Raw genomic sequence first — 15,901 nt, forward strand, 5'->3', positions numbered from 1 at the left:
CGCTCCTTCGCTCAACTGCCTCTCCAAAGAATCCTTTCTCAGCCTAAACTCAACCCCAAAATCGCCATATGCGATTCCCCTGCCCTGTAAGGGGAGAAGGTGGATCGGCGCAAGGCGCCGAGACGGTTGAGGGGTGTTGGACGGAATGAGACGTTGGTGTTTCCTGGAACACCCCTCATCCGTCGCCTTCGGCGACACCTTCTCCCGCAAGGGGAGAAGGAAAGCGCCGCATCAAGCCGCTCTGTCGCGGACCTGGTAATCCTTCACCGCCGCGAAGCGGATCGCCTTCCAGCGTTCGGCTTCGTAGTTTAGCGAGAAGGCGTGCTGGGCGAGGAACACTGGATCATTGTCGAGGTCGCGGGCGATGTCGCCGCGATGCGCTTCGATGAAGCGCTGGAGTTCGGCCCTGTCGTCGGCCGATATCCAGCGGCAGACGGAAAAGCGCGACATCTCGAAATCGACCGGCAGCGTGTATTCGAAGTTCAGCCGCTCCTTTAGCACGTCGAGCTGCAGGGCGCCGACGACACCGACGATGGCCGGCGAGCCGTCCTCCGGCGAGAACAATTGCACGACGCCTTCCTCGGCCATCTGATGCAGCGCCTCCTTGAGTTTCTTGGCTTTCATCGCGTCGCCGAGGCGAACGCGGCGCAGGATTTCAGGCGCGAAATTCGGCACGCCGCGAAACAGGATCTCCTCGCCCTCGGTCAGCGTGTCGCCGATGCGCAGCGTGCCGTGGTTGGGGATGCCGACGACATCGCCGGCAAACGCCTCGTCGGCGGTGACGCGGGTGCGGGCGAAGAAGAATTGCGGCGCCGACAGGCTCATCGGCTTGCCCGTGCGCACCAGCTTGGCCTTCATGCCGCGCTCGAGCTTGCCGGAGCAGACCCGGACGAAGGCGATGCGGTCGCGGTGGTTGGGGTCCATATTGGCCTGGATCTTGAAGACGAAGGACGTCATCTTGTCCTCGGTCGCCTCGACCTTGCGGCTGTCGGCCTCCTGCGCACGCGGCGGCGGCCCATAGGCGCCGAGCGCCTCGATCAGGTCGCGCACGCCGTAATTGCGCAGCGCCGAGCCGAAATAGACCGGCGTCAGATGGCCCTCGCGGAAGGCATCGAGGTCGAGCGGGCGGCAGGCTTCGCGCGCCAGCTCCAGCTCTTCGATGAAAGCCTCGCGCTCGTTCTCCGGCAGCAGGCCGGCAACGCGGTTGGAATCGGGGCCGTGGACCGGCGTGCGCTCCTTTTCGGCGTCGCCCTTGCGCACCGCGTTCAGCGCCAGATGGTAGGTGCCGGAAAAGGTCTTGCCGCGGCCGATCGGCCAGGTGATCGGTGCTGTGTCCAGCGCCAACTTCTGCTCGATCTCGTCGAGGATATCGAACGGGTCGCGGCTTTCGCGGTCCATCTTGTTGACGAAGGTGATGATCGGGATGTCGCGCAGCCGACAGACCTCGAACAGTTTCAGCGTGCGCGGCTCGATGCCCTTGGCGGCGTCGATGACCATGACCGCACTGTCGACCGCCGACAGCGTGCGATAGGTGTCGTCGGCGAAATCCTCGTGGCCTGGCGTGTCGAGCAGGTTGAAGACAGTGTCCTCATATTCGAACGTCATCACCGAGGTGACCACCGAAATGCCGCGCTCGCGCTCGATCTTCATCCAGTCGGAGCGGGTCTGGATACGGTCCTTCTTGGCCTTGACCTCGCCGGCAAGCTGGATCGCGCCGCCGAACAAAAGCAACTTTTCGGTGAGCGTGGTCTTGCCGGCGTCGGGGTGCGCGATGATCGCGAAAGTGCGGCGGCGCGATACCGCTTCTGTAATCATTTCGGACATTTTTCAGGATTTCCGTGTGAGGCCGGGCTTCTAGCAGCGGAGTGCAGAGCTGTCGACCTCTCCGCTGGCAGTGGCCATGCTCCGGCGTCAGGCCGGTTCGGTCGCACGGCTCTCAGTGGCTATCTCGGGAATCCACTCGGCAATTGCGGTGCCGATCTTGTCGGCATGGTCCTCCTGCAGATAATGCGCGCCGGGTCCGAGATCGATCAGGCGGCAATTCTTCAGCCCAGCCGCGAATTCCCGGGCCGCCTGCGGCGAGACGAGGGCGCCGGGATCGCCTGAGAAAAGCAGCTTCGGGTAGGAGGAAGCCCGGAGCGCCCAATGGTCGTGCTCACTGATGGCGGTGACATCGGCAGGCTGGCCTTCGATCGGCAGGTCGCGCGGCAGCCGCAGGACCGGCTTGCGCGATTGCGGTGTCGGGAAGGGCGCCCGGTAGGCGGCCATTTCCTCATCGCTCATCGTGCGCAGCACAGCGGCCGGCAGCACCCTTTCGACGAAGACGTTGTCTTCCAAGACAAGCTTCTCACCGACGCCAGGCGTGCGCATTGCCTTGAACAATTCGCGCGCCTGCGGACGCTGGTGGAAATCGTCCCAGCTCTCGAAGGGGCGGATGAATTCCATGAAGGCGAGTCCGAGGATCCGCTGCGGCCGCCGGGCCGCGAGATGGAAGGCGAGTGCGGTGCCCCAGTCCTGCGCGACGACCACCATGTCGGCGACGCCAAGCGCCTCAAGGAAAGCATCGAGATACCGGACGTGGTCGAAGAAGCGATAGTCGATGTCCGGCTTGCCGGACTGGCCATAGCCGATCAGGTCGGGTGCGATGCAGCGGCCGAACGGCGCCACATGCGGGATGATGTCGCGCCAGACGTAGGATGACGTCGGGTTGCCGTGCAGGAAGATTACCGTCGGGCCAGCCGTGCCTGCCTCGACATAGGAGATGGTGGAATCGAGTACCGCGACTTGCGAGCGCGGCAACATTGTGCGGGATTGCTGCTTTTCGAGTTTCGGGTTCATCGGATCAGCTCCTTTTTGCGAAGACTGTTTTGAAGACGATATTCTTGAAACGCTCGAGCGGCTCGGGACTGCGCTCCACCTTCATGCGCAGCATCGCGCCTTGCCAGGAACTCAAAAGGAAATCGGCGAGATCCTCGGCATCGAACGCGTCGGTGATATCGCCGGCCGCCTGGCCTTCGGCGATGCATTCGGCAAAGGGCTTACGCCAGCGTTCGAAAATGGCGACGAGTTGTAGCCTCAGCGCCTCACTGTGAGCCGCCGTCTCGAGGCTGAGATTGCCGATCATGCAGCCCCGTGCCCAATCATGCGCCTCCAGCTTCGACGTGATGATTTCGAGATAGCGGCGCAAGCGCCCGACCGGGGGCGTGCCGTCTCGGGCGAGGGCCTGCTCCACCAAGCCGCTCACATAGGCGAAATAGCGGTCCAGCACCTCGCCGGTGAACGCCTCCTTGGAGGCAAAATGATTGGTGAAGGACCCCGGGCGGGCATCGGCCGCGGCGACGATGTCGCGTACGCCGGCGGACGAATAGCCGGAATTCCAGATGGTTTTGAAACCGGCGTCGAGAAGTTTTTCGCGAAGTGAATGTCTGGCCATATCGATACAATACGTACGTACGTATTAAAGCCAAGAAGCATATTTGATACCGCGCGCTCTTGGCAGAACCCACGGGCAATGGCATCGCGGTGGTGGCGTTGGAACGAGGAGTGAAGCATGACAGAGGCGAAAGAAGTGATTGTCACCGGCGCCGGCATCATGGGCGCCTCCATCGCTTGGCACCTGACCAAGGCCGGAGCAAAGGTGACGGTCATTGCCGGCAGCGGCGCCGGCGGCGTCGCGACGCCGAATTCCTTTGCCTGGATCAATGCCAGCTGGGGCAATCCGGAGCCCTATTTCCGGCTGCGCATTCGGTCGATGGCCGAATGGACGCGACTGGCGAACGAGGTGCCCGGCATCCCGTTGCAATGGTGCGGCGGCCTGTGCTGGGACCTGCCACGTCCCGAACTTGAGGCCTATGCGGCCGAGCACTCCGCCTGGGGCTACGGCATCGAGCGTGTCGACCGTGCCGGAGCTGCGCGCATCGAGCCCAATCTGACCGAACTTCCCGACTTCGCCCTTTATGTCGCCGAGGAAGGTGTCGCCGAGCCGGTCGCCGCCACGCAAGCACTGCTGGCCGACGCCGAACGGCGCGGCGCGCGGCTGCTGACAGGAGTTACCGCGACCGCGCTTGTGCGGGCCAACGGCCAGGTCTCCGGTGTCGACACATCCGCCGGGCGGATTGTTGCCGACGAGGTGGTGATCGCGGCCGGAGCCGGCTCTCCGGCACTAGCGGCAACAGCCGGGATAGAACTGCCGATCGGGACACCGCCCGGCCTGATCGTGCATTCGCGCCCCTACCAAAAGCTGCTCAACGGCCTGGTGATCGGCGACCGACTGCATATGCGCCAGACCGCGGAAGGCCGCATCATCGCCGGCTCGGATTTCGGCGGCGCCGATCCCGGCATGGATGCCGCGGCGACCGCCCGCGACCTGTTTGCGGCGATGAAGGCCATGCTGCGCGGCGCAGATGGGCTGGAACTCGATTTCCACACCATTGGCTACCGGCCGACGCCGGTCGACGGCTTTCCGATCATCGGCCGCGCCGAAGGCGGGGGCGGCGTCTACGTCGCCGTTATGCATTCCGGCATCACGCTGGCACCGGCCGTCGGCCTGTTCGCCGCCCGCGAGATCCTCGACGGCGATCGCGATCCGCTGCTTGATCCCTACGGGCTGGCGCGGTTTACTCAATAACCGGGCGGGCGGCGAAAGCCGCCGGCCAGCGGCTCGATTGCCCTGGCGATCCCGAGCAGGCGCGACTCCGACCAGCGTTTGCCAACAAGCTGTAGTCCGATGGGCAGGCCATTGCTGTCCTGTCCGCGGGGCAGCGACAGTGCGGGATGGCCGCTGTAGTTGAACACCGCGCCATAGGCCGGCAGCATCCAGTAGCTTTGCTCGCTATCGTCGACCTCGATCGGCGTTCCCGGCTCGCAATGCGGGAAGGCGGTGACCATTGCGACCGGGCACAGCAAGGCGTCGCAACCGTCGAAGAACCGATCCCACGCCAGGATGGAGCGGTCGCGGCGGGCGAGCGCCTCGAACCAGCGCGAGACCGGCGTCGGCTTCTCCGGTGGTTCGGGCTGCGCCGCCTCCAGCATCATGCCGATCAGGACGCCGCCCTGCTCCAGGTCGTCGTGCAGGTCGAGCTCCGGCAATTTGGCTTCCTCGACGATGGCGCCCGCGGCCTGAAGCTCTTTTGCCAGACTTTCGACCACCGCGCTGATCTCGCCGACCACCGGAAAGCCCGGAAAGGACGGCGCGATGGCGATGCGCAAATTCCTGAGATCCAACTCCGGCATGCTTTCGACCGGTACCGGCGCAAGGTCGGTGTCGCTTCCATCCGGCCCGGCAATGAGGCGGTAGATCAGTACCAGGTCTTCGACGCTGCGCGCCATCGGTCCGAGGCAGGAGATCCGCCGGACGCTGCGCGGCGCGCCGCCTGGATCGGGGAAGGCGCCGGCGAGCGAGACGCGGTGCTCGGTCGGCTTGAGGCCGTAGACGCCGCAAAAGGCAGCGGGCAGCCGGATCGAATCCTGCATGTCGGTGCCGACCTCGAACGGCGTCATTCCAGCGCTGAGCGCCGCCGCCGCACCGCCACTGGAGCCGCCGGCGGTGCGCTGGAGGTCCCAAGGATTGCCGGTACGGCCGAACAGCGGATTGCTCGACTGCCAGTTACTAAGCATTGTCGCCACGTTCGTCTTGCCCACCAATATGCCGCCTGCCGCCTTCAGCCGTGCAACGACTGGACTGTCTGCCCTCGCGGCATAGTCGGCGAAGGCCGGGAAGCCGACAGTGGTTCTCATGCCCGCGGTTTCGTGCGTGTCCTTCAGTGTGAACGGCACGCCGTGCAGCGGCCCAAGGGCTTCGCCGCGCGCCTGCGCTTCGTCGGCCTTGCCGGCGCGCTGCCGCGCACCTTCCCGATCGAGGGTTACGACGGCATTGACCGCCTCATTGTGCCTGTCGATCTGCGCCAGATGCGCGTCCAGCGCTTCCACAGCGGAAATCTTGCGGTCACGAATGGCGGCAACCAATTCTGTGGCGGAGGAAAAGGCGAGGTCCATGACCAATACTCCGGCTTGCCAGCGGCGCCAGCCTCACCAAATGGCGGGCAACGGCGCGTCTTCAAGCCGAGTTCAGCATTCGAGGACAGGCGGTGCTTGATCGGAATTGCGCTGCCTGCTGCAATCGGCGCTGTCCTGCGACGCGTAGCGAGGAATCTACACGGCCAGCGCCAGCTTTGCCGCGGCGGGCACAAACGGACGAATGCTCATGCCGTCTCTGCCGATGGTGACGAAGCTCGAGGGCGGAATCGCCTGCCAGTCGCTGCCGTCGCGGTCGAAGGGTTCCGACACGACGCAACGGCCTCCGCCATTGCGGACGGACGTGTAGAGCGTCGGCGCGTGGCCGTCGCTCGTATAGCGCACCGCGTAAAGCGATTGTCCGTCGGAAAAAGCCGCCGTCAATTTCAGCGCCGGCTCGAAGCCGCCGCGGCGCGAGGCGTCGATGACGCGGCTGGTGGCGCGCGATACGGCGCCCTGCGGATCACCTGCCAGGTCCTCTTCGGTCATCATCAGAAAGAACAGTTCCGAATCCGTGGCGCCCTCACGCTGGTCGAAGGCGGCGTCGGAGAGCGAATTCTCCAGCGCGCGACGGATCTTTTCGAAGCCGCCGATCTGGCCATTGTGCATGAACGACCAGCGGCCCGAAATGAACGGATGACAGTTCATGCGGCTGGTGGCGCCACCGGTCGAAGCCCGGATATGGGCGAGGAACAGGCCTGACTTGATCTGCCGGCACAGGCTTTTCAGATTGGGGTCCGACCAGGCCGGCAGGATGTCGCGATAGAGGCCGGGCTCCGGTCGGTCGCCATACCAGGCCAAGCCAAAACCATCGCCATTGGTCGGCGATTTGGCTTCCTGGGCGCAGTGGCTCTGGGCGATCAGCGAGTGGCAGGGCGCCGTGACGATGTCTTCGAGAAAGACGGCTTCGCCGAGATAGGCGGCCCACCGGCACATAGCGCCTAACGTCCCCTGTTATGCGTCCGCTCGTAGAGCTCACGGATGATGCCGCTTGCCGTGGTCTCGAACAGAAACGGCAAGAAAGCATGAATGAGCGCGGCAAAAGCCGCCATGAACAATCGCGACGAGAACCATGCGGCGAAAGCCATATGGCCGAAATAACTCTCGCCGACCGCAGCCGGGTGAGAGGTGAAAAGTCTTGCGAGCCGTGCGGTCATGTCGGTCCCTCCTGCCAGCATGAAGAGCCGACGATGAATATCCTGGCATGGGTGTTCGGTTCATCGGTCCCAAATTGTCCTTGTGAAAGGCTGAATTTTGGGACAAACATCCCACATGACGCCGGAAATCGACGAAATAGACCGGAGATTGCTGGCCGAGCTGCAGCGCGACGGCACGCTGTCCGTCGACCAGCTCTCGGCAAGAATATCGCTGTCGCGCAATGCCTGCTGGCGCCGGGTCAAGCGGCTGGAGGAAGACGGCGTCATCACCGGCCGCGTGGCGCTGGTCGACGCCGACAAGCTCGGGCTCGGCCTTTCCGTGTTCATCCTGATCCGCACCTCGAATCACGATCCCGACTGGCTGCAAAAATTCCGGGCGGCGGTGACCGGCTTTGCCGAGATCACCGGCGCCTACCGCATGTCCGGCGATCTCGACTATGTCTTGCGCGCCCGTGTCGCCGACGTCAAAGCCTATGACCGGCTCTACCAGCGGTTGATCGCCAAGGTGGCGTTGTCGGACGTTTCGGCCTCGTTCGTCATGGAAGAGATCAAGGAGACCACGATCGTTCCGATGGAACTGCGCTGAGGCGGAACTGCGCTGAAAGAAAGCCGTTGATAGCATTGTCGCCGAGTTGACTGGACCGGCGTTCGCGACGATAGGATCGGCCTTATGCGCGCAGCACTTTATCCCACCTCCGTCATCGGTCCGGCTGTCGGCTTCGTCAGGCTGCCGCATGGCGAGGGATTGCCGCTTCCCGCCTATGAGAGCTCGGGCGCCGCCGGCATGGACCTGCGCGCCGCCGTCCCGGACGACAGGCCGCTCTTGATCCTGCCGGGAAAGCGCGCGCTGGTGCCGACCGGCCTGGTCCTGGAAATTCCCGAAGGCGTCGAAGGCCAGGTCCGGCCGCGTTCGGGCCTCGCCTTCAAGCACGGGCTCACCTGTCTCAACACGCCCGGCACCATCGACAGCGACTATCGCGGCGAGGTCAAGGTGCTGCTGATCAATCTCGGCGACGAGGATTTCGCGGTGACGCGCGGCATGCGGATTGCCCAGATCGTCTTCGCCCCGGTGACGCAGGCGACCGTCGAGGAGCGCACATTGGCCGGCGGCACAACGCGCGGCTCCGGTGGCTTCGGATCGACCGGCACGGCCTGATGAGCGCGGCGAAATGAAGATCCCCAAGCTCGTCATCTTCGATTGCGACGGGGTTCTGGTCGACACCGAGAACTTGGCCAACCGGCGCCTCGCCGAGTGGCTGAGCGCGGCAGGCTTTCCGGCCAGCTTCGAATATTGCCGCAAGAATTTCTCCGGCCGCAGCATGGTCTCGGTGCAGAAGGAAGTCGAGGCGACCGGCGTCAGCCTCGGCGCCGATTTTGTCGAGCGCTGGAACGCCGGCCTGCCGGACCTGTTCGCGCATGGCGTCGAGGCCATCCCCTACGTTCGCGAGTTCATCGAAACCGTGCACGCCGCCGGCATCGCCACCTGCGTCGCCTCGTCGGCACGGGTATCGAAAATGCACATCACACTCGGTCAGACCGGGCTGCTGCCGCTGTTTGAGCATGCGCTGTTCAGCTCGACCATGGTCTCGCGTGGCAAGCCGTTCCCCGATCTCTTCCTGCATGCGGCAGCGACGATGGGCTTCGCGCCCGCCGATTGCATCGTCATCGAGGACAGCGTCGCCGGGACGGCAGCCGGCATCGCCGCCGGCATGCGCGTCTATTCCTATCACGGCGACCCGCTTTCCGACCGCGACGGACTGAGCGAAGCCGGCGGCATCCTGTTCGACGACATGCGTGAACTGGCCGGGCTGGTGCCGATCCACTAATCGCCTTTGCGCAGGCTGTACGCGCTCGATCTCAGACCGGGCGTGACGCTCCAAGTACTCGGTCGACCGTGTCGCGTATGAGACTGCGCAGATTGGCCGGCCTGTCGAGATGACTGACGACAAGGAGGCCGTCGGCCGCCACCGTTAGCGCGTCCGCAGTGCGGTCCGGATCGCGATTTGCGTCCGCGATCAGCAGATCCCTTAGGATGCCCCACTTCCAGTGACGATGCTTATCGATCGCCTGGCGAACCGGGCTGCTGGGATCGGGGTATTCGGCAGCGGCGTTCTGGAAGGGGCAGCCGCGGTAGCCCGGCTGATCCGCCGCGTCGGCGATGAGATCGAATATGGCAAGGATCATCTGGCGAGGCGGCCGCCGGTCAAGCTTCGCGATCGCCGCCCGTCCCCCCTTGCTGAGCTCCTCGATGTAGGCGCGGACGAGGTCGTCCTTGGCCGCGAAGTGATGATAGAACGTCGCCTTGGCAACGCCGGCTTCGGCGATAATGCGGTCGATGCCGACTGCACGGACCCCCTCCAGACAAAACAGCGCGGTCGCCGTATCGAGGATGCGGCGGCGCGCAAGGCTTTCGGGGCGATCGTTGATTCGGGCTGTGGACATGCCTTGACTGTATAGCAGACAGGTCTGTATATCTACACATGTAGACAGACAGGTCTACCTGTTAACGAAGGAAGGCGAAACATGGCTTCGATAGTCAGGGAAATCATCGTAGATGCTCCACCGGAAAGCGTATGGGCGACAGTCGGCGACTTCGCCGGCGGCGCCCAACGGATAGCCCCAGGCGTTTTCGTCGACTGCCGGGTGGAGGAGGGCGACGTGCGGGCCCTTATGTTCGCCGACGGCAAGATTGTGCGAGAGCGGCTCATCGCTCGCGACGAGCAGAGCCGGCGGATCGTGTGGGGATGGCTCGGCGACGAGGTCACCCACGATAACACTTCCATGCAGGTCTTTGCCGAGGGCGAGGGCCGGAGCCGCCTGGTCTGGATCCACGACACTCTGCCCGACGAACTCGGCGCGTGGCTCGCAGCCGCCATGGATCACCTGGTGCCGGTTTTCCAGCAGACCCTGGCGACCGAAGCCAAGCCAACATAGTGAGGCAACGCCAGGTGTTTCCCCTTGGCCGCAAAATGCTCTAGCTTGCGCGCGCCCGACATAACGAGCGCGCGCATGACCTTCTCCCTGCTTCGTTTCATCTTTGCCTGCCTGCTGCTGCCTTGTCTTTGGACGGGCAGAGCGGAGGCCGTCAGCTTGCCGGAGCTCGGCAGCGCCGTCCCTGGCCACGGCGATGTCACCTATCTCGATCTCGCCAGGATGGTCATTCCCGATCTGGCCGCGGACAAGGACGGCTTTTTCCGGGGTTCGATGCCGATCGAGATGCGCCACATCGCTGGTCCGGACTACGACGGCTCGCCGCCGGCGACGTCGGGTCTTTCCAACGCCGGCGTGCTCGGCATCAAGGCCGGCGGCAAGGAGCGGCTGACCATGCTGTTCGACCTCGGCGACTCGCCTGACAGTGCCGAGGGCTATGCGGTGCTGGCACTCTACGACATCACCGGCAAGCCGGCCCTGCTCGACGCGGTCAATGTCGCTGTCGACCGCATCACCTATCTTCGCGATCCGGGCAAGCTGCCGATCGGGCCTGGTGACGACGCCATCATCAGCATGAGCACGCATTTCAATTCGAGTCAGGGCTATGGGATCACGCCGCTGATCATGGTCCGCAGCGAGAGGTTCGAGCTGATCGACATGATCTATACGTTCGACGAAAACCTCTGCACCAACCGAAGGACGCAGAATGCGGCGTTCCAGGCGATTGCTGACGGCCAGCCCTATGCAGCCATCAAGGTTACGGTGACCGACGCGACGCTACCGGGCGAAGAAAGCTGCGACGGCCAGCAGCCGCCAGCGGCGTCTTCGCGCAACATTTCCGTCACCTATCATTGGGACAAAAACGCTTCGCACTACGTCAAGGATTCCGACGCGCTGGACCGATTGGCAGAAGAGAACGCCAAACGCTTCTGAGCCAACCGCATTTGTTTGCCCGGCGCGTTCCGCCGGGCTAGAATTTGCCTCACATTCTGCACTGGAGGGGAGCATCCATGGATAAGGGCAAGATTTTTCGCGACCTGCATGCCTCGATCTTCGTCATGGCCAATTCCTGGGACGTCGGCACGACCAAGCTTTTGGCCTCGTTCGGCTTCAAGGCGCTGGCGACGACCAGCGCCGGTTTTGCCTTTTCGCGCGGCCTGCCCGATGGCGCGGTGACGTTCGAGGCGATGATCCACCATTGCCGTGAAGTGTCGGCGGCGACCGGGCTGCCGGTTTCGGCGGATCTCGAAAAGGGCAAGGGCGACAGCGCGACAAGTGCCGGCGAGACGATCTTCGCCGCCGAGGCGGCTGGCCTCGCCGGCTGCTCGATCGAGGACCATACCGGCGAGCCCGACAAGCCGATCTATGATTTTTCGCATGCGGTCGAGCGCGTCGCGGCGGCGGCGGAAGCGGCACGGGCGCTGAAACGCGATTTCGTCTTCACCGCGCGGGCCGAGAATTTCCTGTGGGGCAAGCCCGACCTCGACGATACGATCAAGCGGCTGCAGGCGTTCGAGAAAGCCGGCGCCGACGTGCTCTATGCACCAGGGCTGAGCGACATCGAGACGGTGCGGACCGTCTGCTCGGCGCTGACCAGGCCGGTCAACGTCATGGCCAGGCCTGGCTTCACCATCGCCGACCTAGCCATGGCGGGGGTAAAGCGCGTCTCGCTCGGCCCATGGCTCACCAATTTCGCCTTCGGCATGCTGGAGACCGCGGCGCGCGAGATCCAGCAGGACGGCACGTTCGGCTTCACCCGCGCCGCCATGCCGTTCGGCAAGCTGCAGGCGCTGTTTGCCAAATCTTCAGCCTAGGTAGGCCCCGGCGAATGACGCTCACCGTCGTCGACATGCACACCGGCGGCGAGCCACTGCGGATCGTCACCGGCGGCTACCCCGACATTCCCAAGGGCACGATTCTCGAAAGGCGTGCCTATGTGCGCGACCATCTCGATCATCTCAGAAAGATCCTGATGTTCGAGCCGCGCGGCCATTACGACATGTATGGCGCGCTGCTGGTGGAGCCTGACCTGCCGGGCGCCGACCTCGCGGTGCTGTTCATGCACAATGAAGGCTATTCGACGATGTGCGGCCACGCCATCGTCGCGCTCGGCCGCTATGCCGTCGACGAGCGGCTGGTGGCGCCACGCGAGCCGATGACGACGGTCAATATCGAGGCGCCATGCGGGCTGATTTCGGCTGCGGTCGAGGTAAGGGATGGCAAGGCCGGTGCGGTGTCATTCGAAAGCGTGCCGGCGTTTCTGTTTGCCCGCGACCAGCGGATCGAGCTGCCGGGCTACGGCGCAGTCGGCTTCGACATCGCCTATGGCGGCGCCTTCTATGCGCTGGCCGACTGCCGCCAGTTCGGGCTGGAATTCGGCAGGAACCGGGTGCGCGATTTCGTCGACGCAGCGACGGCGCTGACCAATAAGCTCAAGGCCGAATTGCCGCTGTCGCATCCCGACCATGCCGATCTCGCCTTTCTCTACGGCACCATCCTGACCGACGGACAGGATGCGATCTCCGATACGCCGACCAAAAACATCTGCGTTTTCGCCGAAGCCGAGGTCGACCGTTCGCCGACCGGCTCGGGCGTCACCGCGCGGCTGGCGGCCATGCACGCCAAGGGCCAGATCGAGATTGGCCGGACACGGCTGTTCGAGAGCATCGCCGGCTCGCGCTTTTCCGGCGCGGTCGTACGCACGGCCAAAGCCGGGCCGCATGACGCCATCATCGCCCGCGTCGGCGGCCGCGCCTACTACTCAGGCCGAGCCGAATTCATCGTCGAGGACGACGACGAGCTGGGCAGGGGTTTTCTGCTGCGCTAAGCATCATCCCGCGCCGAGATCGCCTTGTGCAGATGCACCATCATGGCGGCGGCGAACAGCGGCGTCAAAAGGTTGAGCAGCGGCACGGCGAGGAAGGCCGCGACGACCAGCCCGGCCAGGAACACGGTGACCGCGTGCTTTCTGCGCAGCGCCTTGGCCTCGGCCTCCGGGCGAAAGCGCATGGCCGCGAATTCGAAGAACTCGCGCCCGAGCAGATAGCCGTTGACGACGAAGAAAGCGGCAATGTTGATGCCTGGCACCAGCAGAAGCAGCAGGGCGACGATATTGCCGAGGATGACGACGCCGAAGAACCTGATCGCCAGCACCAGCGAGCGTAGCGCCGGCACGGCGCGGCCGGGCGGATCGTTGGGATAGTCGGTGCGCTCGACCGTGTCGGCAACGTCGTCGAGGAACAGGCCGGCGATAATCGCCGTCACCGGCGCGATGAAAAGCGCCAGCCCCAGTGCAAGGCCGATGCCGGCGACGACGGCGCCCAGCCAACCGGCCCAGGAGGGAAGCGCCGGCAGCCATGCATCGATCCACGGCCAGGCCAGCCAGTCGAACAGGCTCTTTATCCCGAACCAAAGCGCAGCCAGCGCCAGCAAGGTCAGCCCCAGCGTCTTCACGAACACGGAACGGAATTCGGGCGAGAACAGCCGGCTCAGGGCGGCACGGGCAGCGTCGAGGATCACGGCGTTTCCAATCCCATGTCAAACGTGCCCGTGGCTGATATCTCCGAATAGGCGGAGACGGCCCAAGTCGCAAGCGCGGCTTCCTAGCGCGCGACCTTCGCCTGGGGAATGGTCATCGCCGCCACGCCGGCGACGACCAGCGCCATCCCCCACCACGCGCTCGGAGTAAGGCTTTCGCCAAGGAACACGGCTCCGATGCCAACGCCGATCGGCACCCGCAGATAGGCTTGCGAGGTGGTGCCGACGGAGCCCAGCGTATGGAGAAGGCGGAAATAGATCGAGAAGGCCAGCGCGGTTGAAAATACCGAAAGCCCGAGCAGCGCAAGGACCGAATCTGTCGATGGCGCCAGGGTCCATGGCCGGTCGAACGCAAGGCTCAACGGGATCAGCATCGCGGCGCCGCAGAGCATCGAACCGGCGGCCGGCACCATCGGGTCGAGCTCCCTGAAGCCGCGGCCGAAAACGGCCGCGCCGGCATAGCAGATCGTCGCCGCGACCACGGCAAGTTGCGGCAACAATTGCTGTCCGAGGCCGCCAAGTGCCGGGGCGCCGACAACGAGGCATATTCCGGCTATTCCCGCCGCGACGCCAAACAGCTTGCGCATGGTCGCCGGTTCGTGGCGGGTGATGAGGGCGGTCAGCAGAAAGGTGAAGATCGGCGAGGTCGCATTCAGGATCGTGGCCAGCCCGGCATCCAGCGAGCGCTCGGCCCAAGCGATCAGCGTGAACGGCACGACGCTGTTGAGGCATGCCTGGAATGCAAACCGGCGCCAGCTTGCGGCATCACCCGGCAAGGCCAGCCCGCGCCAGCGGATCAGGGCGAACAGGATGCCACCCGCGACCAGGGTTCGCGCGGCGATCAGCGTCACCGGCGGGATCGTCGCGACGCCGATCTTGATGAAGCTGTAGGATGCACCCCAGAGCACTGCCAACACGACGAGCAGCACCAGCTCGATCCTCGTGTCGGTTTTCATAGACATGGCCGGCGGGGACCTCTGGGCATCGCTCATCTCAGCCATGCTTGTAAGCCAGGCACGCGAGAAATGCTTCGGCCGCCATCCAACGATGGTGGCTATGCTGACATTCGTCGGATCGTCGCATTGTCGACTAGGCAAAGCCGCATCAAACCGCTAGACCCGCCCGCGCCCGGCATGGCAGAAAGCCGGTGGGTTTTTGGCGGAGACATGAATTGATGCCGGACTATGACGTGCTTTGTATCGGAAATGCCATCGTCGACATCATCGCCCAGTGCGATGAGGCGTTCCTGGAGACCAACGGCATCATCAAGGGCGCGATGAATTTGATCGACACGAGGCGCGCCGAACTGCTCTACAGCCGCATGGGCCCGGCCATTGAAGCCTCGGGCGGCAGCGCCGGCAACACGGCGGCGGGCGTCGCCTCCTTCGGCGGTCGCGCCGCTTTCTTCGGCAAGGTCTCCAACGACGCGCTCGGCAAAATTTACGCGCATGACATGCATGCCCAGGGCGTCGCCTTCGACACAAAACCGCTCGATGGCGAACCGCCGACGGCGCGCTCGATGATCTTCGTCACGCCGGACGGCGAGCGCTCGATGAACACCTATCTCGGCGCCTGCGTCGAGCTCGGCCCGGAGGATGTTGAGGCCGACAAGGCGTCGGGCGCCGCCGTCACCTATTTCGAGGGCTATCTGTGGGACCCGCCGCGCGCCAAGGAAGCGTTCCGGCAGACGGCGAAGTTCGCCCATGCCGCCGGGCGCGAAGTATCGATGACATTGTCGGACTCGTTCTGCGTCGACCGTTACCGCGACGAATTCCTCGACCTGATGCGCTCCGGCACCGTGGATATCGTCTTTGCCAACAGCCACGAGATCAAGTCGCTCTACCAGACCGCGTCCTTCGACGAGGCGCTGGCGCAGATCCGCAGGGACTGCAAGATCGCCATTGTCACCCGTTCGGAAAAGGGCTCGGTCATCGTGCGCCGCGACGAGACCGTCACCATCGAGGCGACCAGGATCCGCGAGCTGGTCGACACGACAGGCGCCGGCGACCTCTACGCCGCCGGCTTCCTCTACGGCTACACGCAAGGCCGCGGCCTGAAGCAGTGCGGTGATCTCGGCTCGCTGGCGGCCGGACTGGTCATCCAGCAGATCGGCCCAAGGCCACGGCAGAATCTGCGCCGAGAGGCCGAGCAGGCGGGGTTGTTGTAGCGACACCTCTTTCCTTCTCCCCTTGTGGGCCTGTTGCGTAATTCGCTGATTGTGATTCTCTGAGGTGGACGGTCTGAGGGAATCGCGATGGCAGTGA

At 64.4% G+C, this 15,901-nt stretch carries 18 protein-coding genes; 9 read left to right on the forward strand and 9 right to left on the reverse strand.

The features are described 5' to 3' along the window. Positions 1-231: 231 nt before the first annotated feature. The 3 genes from NKI01_RS30145 to NKI01_RS30155 all read right to left on the reverse strand — a co-directional run bounded on the left by NKI01_RS30145 (position 232) and on the right by NKI01_RS30155 (position 3,433). A complete protein-coding gene (locus NKI01_RS30145) occupies positions 232-1,824 on the reverse strand; it encodes a peptide chain release factor 3 (protein WP_352484942.1) in 1,593 nt (530 codons plus the stop codon). Between the two features lie 87 nt (positions 1,825-1,911). Then, the gene (locus NKI01_RS30150; protein WP_352484940.1) at positions 1,912-2,838 is read right to left on the reverse strand and encodes a haloalkane dehalogenase; all 927 of its coding nucleotides are present in this window, start codon (positions 2,836-2,838) and stop codon (positions 1,912-1,914) included. A gap of 4 nt (positions 2,839-2,842) precedes the next feature. Then, positions 2,843-3,433 (reverse strand): TetR/AcrR family transcriptional regulator, encoded by a 591-nt coding sequence (locus NKI01_RS30155; RefSeq protein ID WP_352484939.1) that lies wholly within the window; start codon positions 3,431-3,433, stop codon positions 2,843-2,845. Between the two features lie 117 nt (positions 3,434-3,550). Here NKI01_RS30155 and NKI01_RS30160 point away from each other — a divergent pair, with 117 nt between their 5' ends. Further along, entirely contained in the window at positions 3,551-4,627 is a 1,077-nt protein-coding gene (locus NKI01_RS30160; RefSeq protein WP_352791990.1) for an NAD(P)/FAD-dependent oxidoreductase, read from the forward strand. Here NKI01_RS30160 and NKI01_RS30165 read toward each other — a convergent pair. From NKI01_RS30165 to NKI01_RS30175, 3 genes are all read right to left on the reverse strand, one after another. Beyond that, positions 4,621-5,994 carry an amidase gene (locus tag NKI01_RS30165; protein ID WP_352965740.1) on the reverse strand — a complete coding sequence of 458 codons (1,374 nt, stop codon included), beginning with the start codon at positions 5,992-5,994 and terminating at the stop codon, positions 4,621-4,623. The genes NKI01_RS30160 and NKI01_RS30165 overlap by 7 nt on opposite strands. A gap of 156 nt (positions 5,995-6,150) precedes the next feature. Then, entirely contained in the window at positions 6,151-6,948 is a 798-nt protein-coding gene (locus NKI01_RS30170; protein WP_352791989.1) for a class II glutamine amidotransferase, read from the reverse strand. Between the two features lie 5 nt (positions 6,949-6,953). Next, positions 6,954-7,169: a DUF6356 family protein gene (locus NKI01_RS30175; protein ID WP_023717932.1), complete on the reverse strand. Its 216-nt coding sequence runs from the start codon at positions 7,167-7,169 to the stop codon at positions 6,954-6,956. Between the two features lie 115 nt (positions 7,170-7,284). Between NKI01_RS30175 and NKI01_RS30180 the strand changes: the two genes are divergently transcribed. From NKI01_RS30180 to NKI01_RS30190, 3 genes are all read left to right on the forward strand, one after another. Next, positions 7,285-7,755, forward strand: coding sequence for an Lrp/AsnC family transcriptional regulator (locus tag NKI01_RS30180; protein WP_023717931.1), 471 nt, complete (start codon positions 7,285-7,287; stop codon positions 7,753-7,755). 84 nt (positions 7,756-7,839) lie between these two features. Further along, positions 7,840-8,325, forward strand: a complete 486-nt coding sequence (dut, locus tag NKI01_RS30185) for a dUTP diphosphatase (RefSeq protein ID WP_023717930.1) — start codon at positions 7,840-7,842, stop codon at positions 8,323-8,325. A gap of 13 nt (positions 8,326-8,338) precedes the next feature. After that, positions 8,339-8,995: an HAD family hydrolase gene (locus tag NKI01_RS30190; protein ID WP_352484934.1), complete on the forward strand. Its 657-nt coding sequence runs from the start codon at positions 8,339-8,341 to the stop codon at positions 8,993-8,995. Between the two features lie 31 nt (positions 8,996-9,026). Here NKI01_RS30190 and NKI01_RS30195 read toward each other — a convergent pair whose 3' ends face one another. Continuing rightward, complete coding sequence (locus NKI01_RS30195) at positions 9,027-9,611, reverse strand: TetR/AcrR family transcriptional regulator (RefSeq protein WP_352965743.1); 585 nt, start codon at positions 9,609-9,611, stop codon at positions 9,027-9,029. An 81-nt stretch (positions 9,612-9,692) separates the two neighbouring features. On the opposite strand from NKI01_RS30195, the gene NKI01_RS30200 reads away from it, so the two are divergent. From NKI01_RS30200 to NKI01_RS30215, 4 genes are all read left to right on the forward strand, one after another. Then, on the forward strand, positions 9,693-10,103 hold the full coding sequence (locus NKI01_RS30200) for an SRPBCC family protein (RefSeq protein WP_023717927.1): 411 nt from the start codon (positions 9,693-9,695) through the stop codon (positions 10,101-10,103). Positions 10,104-10,178: 75 nt separating this feature from the next. Beyond that, a complete protein-coding gene (locus NKI01_RS30205; protein ID WP_352965746.1) occupies positions 10,179-11,033 on the forward strand; it encodes a hypothetical protein in 855 nt (284 codons plus the stop codon). Positions 11,034-11,110: 77 nt separating this feature from the next. Further along, positions 11,111-11,914, forward strand: a complete 804-nt coding sequence (locus NKI01_RS30210; RefSeq protein ID WP_352484928.1) for an isocitrate lyase/PEP mutase family protein — start codon at positions 11,111-11,113, stop codon at positions 11,912-11,914. 14 nt (positions 11,915-11,928) lie between these two features. Beyond that, positions 11,929-12,927, forward strand: coding sequence for a proline racemase family protein (locus NKI01_RS30215; protein WP_352484926.1), 999 nt, complete (start codon positions 11,929-11,931; stop codon positions 12,925-12,927). Here the strand turns inward: NKI01_RS30215 and NKI01_RS30220 are convergent. Both NKI01_RS30220 and NKI01_RS30225 read right to left on the reverse strand, forming a co-directional pair. Further along, positions 12,924-13,619 (reverse strand): sulfate transporter family protein, encoded by a 696-nt coding sequence (locus tag NKI01_RS30220; RefSeq protein WP_352965748.1) that lies wholly within the window; start codon positions 13,617-13,619, stop codon positions 12,924-12,926. The genes NKI01_RS30215 and NKI01_RS30220 overlap by 4 nt on opposite strands. 83 nt (positions 13,620-13,702) lie before the next feature. Then, positions 13,703-14,593, reverse strand: coding sequence for a DMT family transporter (locus NKI01_RS30225; protein WP_502899496.1), 891 nt, complete (start codon positions 14,591-14,593; stop codon positions 13,703-13,705). A 218-nt stretch (positions 14,594-14,811) separates the two neighbouring features. Here NKI01_RS30225 and NKI01_RS30230 point away from each other — a divergent pair, with 218 nt between their 5' ends. Beyond that, positions 14,812-15,804: an adenosine kinase gene (locus tag NKI01_RS30230; RefSeq protein ID WP_352484921.1), complete on the forward strand. Its 993-nt coding sequence runs from the start codon at positions 14,812-14,814 to the stop codon at positions 15,802-15,804. Positions 15,805-15,901: the final 97 nt, after the last annotated feature.

Source organism: Mesorhizobium sp. M0815, assembly GCF_040319995.1.
GTDB lineage: Bacteria > Pseudomonadota > Alphaproteobacteria > Rhizobiales > Rhizobiaceae > Mesorhizobium.

Excerpts from the sequence above, each read along its gene's own strand:
- NKI01_RS30190 (WP_352484934.1), top strand. The coding sequence starts at position 8,339 with ATGAAGATCCCCAAGCTCGTCATCTTCGATTGCGACGGGGTTCTGGTC.
- dut (WP_023717930.1), top strand. The coding sequence starts at position 7,840 with ATGCGCGCAGCACTTTATCCCACCTCCGTCATCGGTCCGGCTGTCGGC.
- NKI01_RS30225 (WP_502899496.1), bottom strand. The coding sequence starts at position 14,593 with ATGAAAACCGACACGAGGATCGAGCTGGTGCTGCTCGTCGTGTTGGCA.
- NKI01_RS30175 (WP_023717932.1), bottom strand. The coding sequence starts at position 7,169 with ATGACCGCACGGCTCGCAAGACTTTTCACCTCTCACCCGGCTGCGGTC.
- NKI01_RS30210 (WP_352484928.1), top strand. The coding sequence starts at position 11,111 with ATGGATAAGGGCAAGATTTTTCGCGACCTGCATGCCTCGATCTTCGTC.
- NKI01_RS30180 (WP_023717931.1), top strand. The coding sequence starts at position 7,285 with ATGACGCCGGAAATCGACGAAATAGACCGGAGATTGCTGGCCGAGCTG.
- NKI01_RS30195 (WP_352965743.1), bottom strand. The coding sequence starts at position 9,611 with ATGTCCACAGCCCGAATCAACGATCGCCCCGAAAGCCTTGCGCGCCGC.
- NKI01_RS30200 (WP_023717927.1), top strand. The coding sequence starts at position 9,693 with ATGGCTTCGATAGTCAGGGAAATCATCGTAGATGCTCCACCGGAAAGC.
- NKI01_RS30230 (WP_352484921.1), top strand. The coding sequence starts at position 14,812 with ATGCCGGACTATGACGTGCTTTGTATCGGAAATGCCATCGTCGACATC.
- NKI01_RS30165 (WP_352965740.1), bottom strand. The coding sequence starts at position 5,994 with ATGGACCTCGCCTTTTCCTCCGCCACAGAATTGGTTGCCGCCATTCGT.
- NKI01_RS30150 (WP_352484940.1), bottom strand. The coding sequence starts at position 2,838 with ATGAACCCGAAACTCGAAAAGCAGCAATCCCGCACAATGTTGCCGCGC.
- NKI01_RS30145 (WP_352484942.1), bottom strand. The coding sequence starts at position 1,824 with ATGTCCGAAATGATTACAGAAGCGGTATCGCGCCGCCGCACTTTCGCG.
- NKI01_RS30170 (WP_352791989.1), bottom strand. The coding sequence starts at position 6,948 with ATGTGCCGGTGGGCCGCCTATCTCGGCGAAGCCGTCTTTCTCGAAGAC.
- NKI01_RS30160 (WP_352791990.1), top strand. The coding sequence starts at position 3,551 with ATGACAGAGGCGAAAGAAGTGATTGTCACCGGCGCCGGCATCATGGGC.
- NKI01_RS30205 (WP_352965746.1), top strand. The coding sequence starts at position 10,179 with ATGACCTTCTCCCTGCTTCGTTTCATCTTTGCCTGCCTGCTGCTGCCT.
- NKI01_RS30155 (WP_352484939.1), bottom strand. The coding sequence starts at position 3,433 with ATGGCCAGACATTCACTTCGCGAAAAACTTCTCGACGCCGGTTTCAAA.
- NKI01_RS30215 (WP_352484926.1), top strand. The coding sequence starts at position 11,929 with ATGACGCTCACCGTCGTCGACATGCACACCGGCGGCGAGCCACTGCGG.